Genomic DNA, 8,318 nt, shown 5'->3' on the forward strand with positions numbered 1-8,318 from the left:
GCGTCAGATTTTCAACGCCGCCAGCCTTTTTGATGTCCGCTTCCAGCTTCGCGACCGCACGGTCGAGCAGCTCGTCGGAGGACACTTTGGTCAGGTTCCAGTAGACTGCGCAGCTGCCGTCGGATGCCTGAGTCACCGATAGCGAGACATTTTCCGGTTTCGTCGTCGTCGGCTCGAACGCGACCTTGGGGAGCTGCAGCTGAACCGTCTGGACGACGACCGGGACCGCGATGAGAAAGATGATGAGCAACACCAGCATGACGTCGACGAGCGGCGTCGTGTTGATGTCGGACATCGGCTTGTCGTCACCGCCGTCAGAGCCAACACTCATTGCCATTGATTATTTCCTAACATGCTTTTCGATGGTGCCCCGTTTGCCGAGGCCCACGTCCGGCGGGGGGAACCGGCAGTCGCAGCCGCCGCCAGGCCCCTCACCGGCATCTCAGCCTATCAGGCCTTGGTCGCGGCAGCAGCCGGCTTGGCGGCAGCAGCGGCCGGAGCAGCGGCAACCGACGGCTTCACGGCGCCGTTCGACACCAGATAGGCCAGCAGGTCGACGGTGAAGCCGTTGAGCTGTTCGGCGATCGACTTGTTGCGGCGCTGCAGGAAGTTGTAAGCGAGCACCGCAGGAACGGCCACGGCCAGACCCAGGGCGGTCATGATCAGAGCTTCACCGACCGGGCCGGCAACGGCGTCGATCGAGGCCTGACCGGCAGCGCCGATCTTGATGAGCGCGCGGTAGATGCCGATAACCGTACCGAACAGACCGATGAACGGCGAGGTCGAACCGACGGTCGCGAGGAAGGCGAGACCGCCACCGAGGCTGGAGTTGATCGCGGCTTCCGAGCGGGCCAGCGAGCCGTGCAGCCAGTCATGCGCTTCGACCGGATCGGTCAGCTTGCCATGCTCGTCCTGGGCCTTGATGCCGTCGTCGACGATCTGCTTGTAGGCCGAGTTCTTTTCCAGCTTCGCGGAAGCTTCCTTCAGCGACGCGGCGCGCCAGAAGGTCGCGCGAACCTTCTTGCCCTGGTTGATGACCTTCTGCTGTTCGATCAGCTTGGTGAACAGAATGTAGAAAGTACCGACCGACATACCGCAAAGGATGATGAAGACGGTCCAGGCGATGGTGCCGCCCTGCTCGAGCGCTTCCATCAGGCCATAGGGATTGGCCGACTTGGGAGCGGCGGCCGCTGCGATAGACATCAACATGTTCAAGACTTCCCTCTCAAAGGATCAATAAATCGGGAAGGCGGCGCACCGGCGCTCGCCCGCCCTTCAAATCATTCCGGCAGACGCCAGGTGATACGGCCGTTGTACGTATCCGACATCGGACCACCCCCAGCTGCGGTCGCGGGCTTGAATCTCGCGCGCTTGGGCAACAGGCGGCAGGTCGCCTCGTCGAGGTCGGCATGGCCGGTCGAAGAGGTGATGGTGCAGTTGGTCACACGACCATCCGGTCCGATTTCGAGCCGGAAGCCTGCCGTACCCGAGCGCTCTTCACGCTGCGCGCGGCTCGGATAGTCTGCGTCGCTGAGCCAGCTGCCCGGGCTGCTGCGCGGGGTTGCACGCGATGCGGGCACCTCGGGCGGCGGCGGAGCAGGCGGCGGCGGCGGTGCAGCAACCGGGACCGGGTTAAAGACCGGAGGAGGTGTGCGCACCGTCTGAATCGGCGGCGCTTGCACCGGGGTCTGCACGATCGGCGGCGGTGCTACGACCGGCGGCGGTTCGACAGGCTGATCCGGCGGCGGCGGCGGCGGCTCCTCATCGGGTGGCGGCGGTTCCTCCTTGACGTCGATCACGTTCAGCTGTTCCGCCGCCTTTTTGACATATTTCATGCCAAGACCGGTGACGAAGGCATAACCCAGAACAGCGTGAATCAGGGCGACGATAATGATCGAGACTGTGCGACTCGATCCTTGCGAGTGGTCAGCATAGGCCATTCGGCAACGACACTCCTTAACTCAGCTTACCAGTTGATTATCGGCAAATAAGCCAAAAACGGCCGAGCTGGCCGGGTCACCCCGGTCATCTTGGCCCCTATCCGTCCATTTGCTACCGTGCGAACTCCTATCGCGGCGCATCGTGGCACGCAAACGCTTTATCGATATGATCATTTGCGACCGCCATTACACACCAGAAAGACTTGCATGTGACAAACATGTCACGGACTGCCAACCTTAGGACGAAGATGAAAAAAAAATCCACCATGCCGTTCCGAAATGTCGCCCTCCTCTGCCTCATTTCCGCCGCACAATCGCAGATTTCCGTGGCTCAGACACCATCTCGAGCCATGATAGCGCAATCATTTTCACGGGTAGCCGGCCTCGCTTATGCGGATATCGCCGATCTCGCGGACGCTGCTCCGCTGGTGGCACAGGCGCGTATCGGCAACATCATAAAATTGAAACCTGAGCAGGCCGGCACCGCCCCCGCGGGCCACCAGAGGGTCTATGTGGAAGCAAATGTCAGCAATCTGATTCGCGGCGAGGGAGGAATCAGTCCGACTGTTCGATACCTGTATGATGCGCCGCTCGACGGGCGGGGCAGATTGCCCAAGCTGAAGAAGGCGCAGGTCATTCTCTTCGCCCGCCCCGGCACCCGACCCGGCGAGATCCAGCTGATTGCGCCGGATGCCCAGATTGCCGCCTCTCCGGAAGAACTGGAGCGGGTGAAGGCGATTCTCTCGGAACTCGTCGCCGATAATGCTCCGCCTCGCATCATTGGCCTTGGCGATGCCTTCCATGTCGCCGGCACGATTGCGGGCGAGGGCGAGACGCAGATTTTCCTTCGCACCGAAAATGGCGACCCGGTTTCACTGTCGATTCTGCGGCGCCCCGGTCAGGAACCGCGCTGGGCGGTAGCGCTGGGCGAGATTGTCGACGAAGCAGCCCGCCCGCCTGCACAAGGCAGCCTGCTCTGGTATCGCCTCGCCTGCGGGTTGCCTGATGCCTTGCCCGGCCGTTCGGTGCGCGCCTTGTCCGCCCAGGATGCCGACGCAGCCCGGGCCGATTATCAGGTCGTCCTGCACGCACTTGGCCCCTGCGGGCGCACGCGTTCCGCGCGGTGATCGCGCTTTTCCTTGGACAGACGCGCGCGGGCGGCTATCAGCGCGGCTTCATCAGCCGGAAGGACAAAGAGAAGCCATGACCAATCTGCACCGCCATGCCCCGCTGCGCGTCGCGCTCGTCGGCCTCGGCACGGTGGGCGGCGGGGTCATCCGGTTGCTTCAGACCAATGCCGATCTGATCGCTCGCCGCGCCGGCTGCCCGATTCAGATCGTCGCTATCTCCGCGCGCGACCGAAACAAGGATCGCGGCGTCGACCTGTCGCTCTATGAGTGGGTGGACGACATGACGACGCTGGCGACCCGCGACGACATCGATGTGGTGGTCGAACTGATCGGCGGGGCGGACGGCCCTGCCCTCACCCTCGCCCGTCAGTGCCTGTCGGTGGGCAAGCCCTTCGTTACCGCCAACAAGGCGATGCTGGCCCATCACGGCCTCGATCTCGCAGCGCTGGCGGAGAAGGCGGGCGTCGCGCTCAAATATGAAGCGGCGGTGGCAGGCGGCATCCCGGTTATCAAGGGCATGCGCGAGGGCGCAGCCGCGAACGAGATCAGCCGCGTCTACGGCATCCTCAACGGCACCTGCAATTATATCCTGACCACCATGGAGAAGGCCAAAGAATCCGGGAATGCCCGGGGCTTCGACGAGGTTCTGAAGGAAGCGCAGGAACTGGGTTATGCCGAGGCTGATCCCAGCTTCGACATTGACGGGATCGATGCCGCGCACAAGTTGACCATTCTTGCCAGCCTCGCCTTCGGTACGGAACTCGACTTTGACGCGGTCGCAACGACCGGCATCCGCCATGTCATTGCCGCCGACATCGCCGAAGCGGCCGCGCTGGGCTATCGCATCCGTCTGGTCGGCATGGCGGAGAACGGTCCCGACGGCCTGTTCCAGCGCGTACACCCGATGCTGGTGCCGCTCGACCATCCGCTGGCCCATGTCGACGGATCACTGAACGCCGTGGTGGCCGAGGGCAATTTCGTCGGCCGCCTCTTCTTTCAGGGGCGCGGCGCAGGCGACGGCCCGACAGCTTCTGCGGTGGTCGCAGACCTGATCGACGTGGCGCGTGACGAATATGGCGACGCGCTGGCCATGCCCGTCGCCGCCCTCGCCCAACAGAAGCCCGCGGATGCAGGCAAGCGCGTCGGCCGCGCCTATCTGCGCTTCAAGGTGCAGGACCGCCCGGGGGTGCTGGCGGAAATCGCCGCTGCCACCCGCGATGCAGGCGTGTCGATCGAAAGCATGATCCAACGCGGCGAGAATCAGGCTGACGGCGTGCTGGTAGCCATCGTCACCCATGCGGGCGAGGAACGATGCGTCCTCAACACGCTGGAACGGCTCGCCGGGTCCGACAGCCTGCTCCAGACGCCGATGGTCATGCATATTCTCGACTGATCGAGGTTCCGGCCGCGCTCAGTTCAGCCCGAAACTGCGCGCCAGCGTCTGTTCGATCGGCTCGCCCAGCCGGAATATCTGGCGATTGGCGCGCTTGGGGCAATTCATATTGCCGATCACGCAGCACGGCCGCGCATCGAAACGATAGGCATTCATCTTGCTGTCGCGCGGAAGCGCCGCGCCCATGGTGAGACGCCGGCCCTCATTTTCGTCCCCGGCCAGACAAAGCGACGGCACCGCCTGACACGGCGCCTGGCGAATTCTGGCGCCGTGGCGGATCAGGCCTTCGGGCTGGGCAGTGAGGCTGGCGGCAATCAGCAGGACGATCATCTTCGCGACTCTTGTCTATTTTGCTGCGAACGCGGCAGGCGGGCTTCCGTTGCATCCCGCCCGTGAAAAGCGCACCCTCGACAAGGATCGGCTGACATCCTATCGCGCTCGCCAATAGTGATGGAAGAGGAATGACTATGGTGCAGGCAAGCTCGATACTCGATCGTGTGCTGGTGCTGGAAATGGTGCGGGTCACGGAAGCTGCCGCCATCGCCGCGTCGAAACTGATCGGCCGCGGCGATGAAAAGGCGGCCGATGCCGCTGCCGTCGAAGCTATGCGCCTGGCCTTCAACGACCTCTATATGGACGGCACCGTTGTCATCGGGGAGGGCGAACGGGACGAAGCGCCGATGCTCTATATCGGTGAGAAGGTCGGCAACGCCATCGGCACGGGACCGAGGATCGACATCGCGCTCGACCCGCTGGAAGGCACCACCATTACGGCGAAGGCGGGTCCCAATGCGCTGGCCGTGCTGGCGATCTCCGAAGAAGGCGGGCTGCTCAACGCTCCCGACGTCTATATGGAAAAGCTGGCGGTCGGCCCCGGCCTGCCCGACGGCATCATCGACCTCAACAAATCGGTGAGGGAGAATGTGGAGGCGGTTGCCAATGCCAAGGGCGTCGATCCGCACGAGATCATCGTCTGCGTCCTCGACCGGCCTCGCCATGAAAAGCTGATCACGGAACTGCGCGCCATTGGCTGCGGCATCATGCTGATCCCGGACGGCGACGTGGCGGGCGTGATCGCCACCACCAACCCCGAAACCAATATCGACATGTATATGGGGTCGGGCGGCGCGCCGGAGGGGGTGCTGGCCTGCGCGGCCCTGCGCTGCGTCGGCGGGCAGTTCAAGGGCAAGCTGCTGTTCCGCAACGATGATGAGCGCGCGCGCGCCCGTAAATGGGGCATCACCGATCTCGACAAGGTCTATGATCTGAAAGAGCTGGCCAAGGGCGACTGCATCTTTGCCGCGACCGGCGTGACCGACGGATCGCTGCTGGCCGGCGTCAAGCGGCTGCCGGGCAGCAAGCTCACCACCGACAGCGTCGTGATGCGCGCCAGCACCGGCACGGTGCGCTGGGTGAAAGGCGAGCACAGGCTCGACCGCAAGCCGGTCTGAGGCTGGACAGCAGAAAAAAAGGGACCCCGCCGGTCCCTTTTCATGCCAGCCCGCTCGGAGGGGTCTGCCTACCGCCCGGCGCGATGATTGAGATCGTGGCCCAGCGCCAGTATCGCCACGCCCAGCAGCGTATAGGCGCTTTCCTGCCAGCCATGATCCATGGTGAGCGCGCCAGCCATGATACCCAGCCCCAAAGACCCGATCGCGGCAGGCATCATAAAGCCATGCGCCACCGCACCATGGCCCAGCGCCACCGCGCCCAGCAGGATCGCCAGCACCAGTCCCGCCTCATGGAAGATCGGGCTTTCGAAAATCCCGCCCGCCGATGCAAGCACGCCCAGCAGAACCGCCGTCGCGAAACAGTGCGCCACGCACATGCCCGACAGCGCGATCGCAAAGCGGTCAATGCGGCCGTTTAACAGATAATGGCGAAGGCTGATCGTCATGATGACTGCTACATAGGCGAGAGCAACGAAAGTTACAACATATCATAACCTGATTTTGCGCCGGAGCGATAGTGCCGGGGAAAATGCCCTAACTGGCGACCACTTCCTCCATATCGGCCGTGACAGGAAGAGGCTGTCCTGCCATGGCGGCCGCGAAGCGTTCGCGGTCCAGCCCCTTTTCCCAGACAGACACGACCACGGTGGCCACCGCATTGCCGACGAAATTGGTGAGGCTGCGGCACTCGCTCATGAAACGATCGACCCCCAGGATCAGGGTCATCCCGGCCACGGGCACCGAGGGCACGATGGAGAGCGTCGCCGCCAGCGTGATGAAGCCCGCCCCCGTCACGCCCGCCGCGCCCTTGCTCGACAGCATGGCGACCAGCAACAGCAGCAATTGCTGCTCCAGACTGAGGTGCACATTGGTCGCCTGCGCGATGAACAGCGCCGCCAGCGTCATATAGATGTTGGTGCCGTCAAGGTTGAAACTATAGCCCGTCGGCACGACCAGCCCGACCACCGATTTGCGGCAACCCGCGCGCTCCATCTTCTCGATCAGGCTGGGCAGTGCGGCCTCGGAAGAGGAAGTGCCGAGGACCAGCAGCAGTTCCGCCTTCAGATAGCGGATCAGGTGCAGGATGTTGAACCCCGCAAGCCGGGCGACGGCGCCCAGCACGAACAAGACAAACAGCAGCGACGTCAGATAGAATGTCGCCACCAGTCCGGCGAGATTGGCGAGTGCTCCCACGCCATATTTGCCGATGGTGAAGGCCATCGCACCCAAAGCGCCGAGCGGCGCAGCCTTCATGAGCAGCGACACCAGCTTGAAAATTGCGTGGCTGGCCGATTCCAGCACCATCATCAACGGCGCTGCTTTCTCGCCGATCATGGTGAGGGCTATGCCGAACAGGATTGCGACAAACAGCACCTGAAGGATGTTGTGACCGTCCGCCACCGCGGAGATCAGTGTGCCGGGAATGATATCGAGCAGGAACCCGGTCAACGTGCGGTCATGCGCCTGCTGCTGATATTGGGCGACCTTGCCCGTATCCAGCGTCGCCGGATCAATGTTGAGCCCCGCTCCAGGATGCACGACATTGGCCACGATCAGCCCGACGATCAGCGCAAGGGTTGAAAAGGTCAGAAAATAGGCGAAGGCCTTGGCCGCCACCCGTCCGATCGCGCCCAGTTCCTTCATGCCGGCGACCCCGGTGACGATGGTCAGGAAGATGACCGGCGCGATGATCATCTTGACCAGCTTGATGAACGCATCCCCCAAAGGTTGAAGCGCCACGCCGGTTTCCGGGAAAAAATGTCCGATCGCCACGCCGAAGGCGATGGCGACGAGAACCTGGGCATAAAGCTGTCGGTAGATGGGCAATCGCTGAACGGTCTGGTCAGACGTCATGGTGGATGGCAGCATGATGTTTGGCGTCCCCTTTTGCACCGCAGCATATGGGCTGCACGCCCACTGTCCAGAGGAATAGCAGGAAGTCGAAATTTACCGCTTGCGCGACATGGCAGGCACGGCTATTGGCCGCCTCCACAGTGGGCGTGTAGCTCAGTGGTAGAGCACTGTGTTGACATCGCAGGGGTCGCAAGTTCAATCCTTGCCACGCCCACCATGGAAAAGCCCGTTAAGTCAGTGACTTAGCGGGCTTTTTCTATGCCCTCAGCGGGATGATTGTAGCGCCTCCTCCGGTGTCCTTCCGGTGAAACGCTCCCGGCGCGAGCTTCTCGATCTCATCCATGAGCTGCTCAATCGCGCGGGTGCACTCGGCCAGATACCCCGGATCGAAGGCCGCATAGAGATCCGTAACACTGTCGATGCGGCGGTGCCCCAGTTGCAGCTCCAGCTGCTCGGTCGGGACTTTGCGGGCTGGGTCGCGCAGCAGCTGCGCCACCGACCGGCGGATCAGCTTCTGCCCATTCTCCCCATCCTTCGGCCAGCCTAGGGC

General features: G+C 63.1%; 9 protein-coding genes, 1 tRNA gene and 1 pseudogene. 4 read left to right on the forward strand and 7 right to left on the reverse strand.

From position 1 onward, the window contains the following. From ACFC3J_RS21115 to ACFC3J_RS21125, 3 genes are all read right to left on the reverse strand, one after another. Positions 1–337 (reverse strand): ExbD/TolR family protein (locus ACFC3J_RS21115; protein ID WP_375197952.1); only part of this gene is annotated, 337 nt, incomplete at its 3' end. Positions 338–450: 113 nt separating this feature from the next. Beyond that, complete coding sequence (locus ACFC3J_RS21120; protein ID WP_375197953.1) at positions 451–1,209, reverse strand: MotA/TolQ/ExbB proton channel family protein; 759 nt, start codon at positions 1,207–1,209, stop codon at positions 451–453. Between the two features lie 71 nt (positions 1,210–1,280). Next, positions 1,281–1,940: an energy transducer TonB gene (locus tag ACFC3J_RS21125; protein WP_192665491.1), complete on the reverse strand. Its 660-nt coding sequence runs from the start codon at positions 1,938–1,940 to the stop codon at positions 1,281–1,283. A gap of 248 nt (positions 1,941–2,188) precedes the next feature. Between ACFC3J_RS21125 and ACFC3J_RS21130 the strand changes: the two genes are divergently transcribed. Together ACFC3J_RS21130 and ACFC3J_RS21135 are read left to right on the forward strand one after the other, a co-directional pair. Continuing rightward, positions 2,189–3,067 carry a hypothetical protein gene (locus tag ACFC3J_RS21130; RefSeq protein WP_375197954.1) on the forward strand — a complete coding sequence of 293 codons (879 nt, stop codon included), beginning with the start codon at positions 2,189–2,191 and terminating at the stop codon, positions 3,065–3,067. A gap of 76 nt (positions 3,068–3,143) precedes the next feature. Next, positions 3,144–4,463, forward strand: coding sequence for a homoserine dehydrogenase (locus ACFC3J_RS21135; protein ID WP_375197955.1), 1,320 nt, complete (start codon positions 3,144–3,146; stop codon positions 4,461–4,463). An 18-nt stretch (positions 4,464–4,481) separates the two neighbouring features. Here the strand turns inward: ACFC3J_RS21135 and ACFC3J_RS21140 are convergent, their stop codons facing one another. Further along, on the reverse strand, positions 4,482–4,793 hold the full coding sequence (locus tag ACFC3J_RS21140; protein WP_375197956.1) for a hypothetical protein: 312 nt from the start codon (positions 4,791–4,793) through the stop codon (positions 4,482–4,484). A gap of 137 nt (positions 4,794–4,930) precedes the next feature. Between ACFC3J_RS21140 and glpX the strand changes: the two genes are divergently transcribed. Beyond that, a complete protein-coding gene (gene glpX, locus ACFC3J_RS21145; protein WP_375197959.1) occupies positions 4,931–5,914 on the forward strand; it encodes a class II fructose-bisphosphatase in 984 nt (327 codons plus the stop codon). 68 nt (positions 5,915–5,982) lie between these two features. On the opposite strand, the gene ACFC3J_RS21150 is transcribed toward glpX, so the two are convergent. Continuing rightward, positions 5,983–6,360 carry a MerC domain-containing protein gene (locus ACFC3J_RS21150; RefSeq protein WP_375197957.1) on the reverse strand — a complete coding sequence of 126 codons (378 nt, stop codon included), beginning with the start codon at positions 6,358–6,360 and terminating at the stop codon, positions 5,983–5,985. Positions 6,361–6,448: 88 nt separating this feature from the next. After that, positions 6,449–7,768 carry a dicarboxylate/amino acid:cation symporter gene (locus tag ACFC3J_RS21155; RefSeq protein ID WP_375197958.1) on the reverse strand — a complete coding sequence of 440 codons (1,320 nt, stop codon included), beginning with the start codon at positions 7,766–7,768 and terminating at the stop codon, positions 6,449–6,451. Between the two features lie 142 nt (positions 7,769–7,910). On the opposite strand from ACFC3J_RS21155, the gene ACFC3J_RS21160 reads away from it, so the two are divergent. Continuing rightward, positions 7,911–7,985, forward strand: a tRNA-Val gene (locus ACFC3J_RS21160). A gap of 39 nt (positions 7,986–8,024) precedes the next feature. On the opposite strand, the pseudogene ACFC3J_RS21165 reads toward ACFC3J_RS21160, so the two are convergent. Continuing rightward, positions 8,025–8,318 (reverse strand): annotated as a pseudogene (locus ACFC3J_RS21165) (hypothetical protein); the annotation flags it as partial.

Origin of the sequence: Sphingobium sp. (genome assembly GCF_041987595.1) — a bacterium.
Taxonomy (GTDB): domain Bacteria; phylum Pseudomonadota; class Alphaproteobacteria; order Sphingomonadales; family Sphingomonadaceae; genus Sphingobium.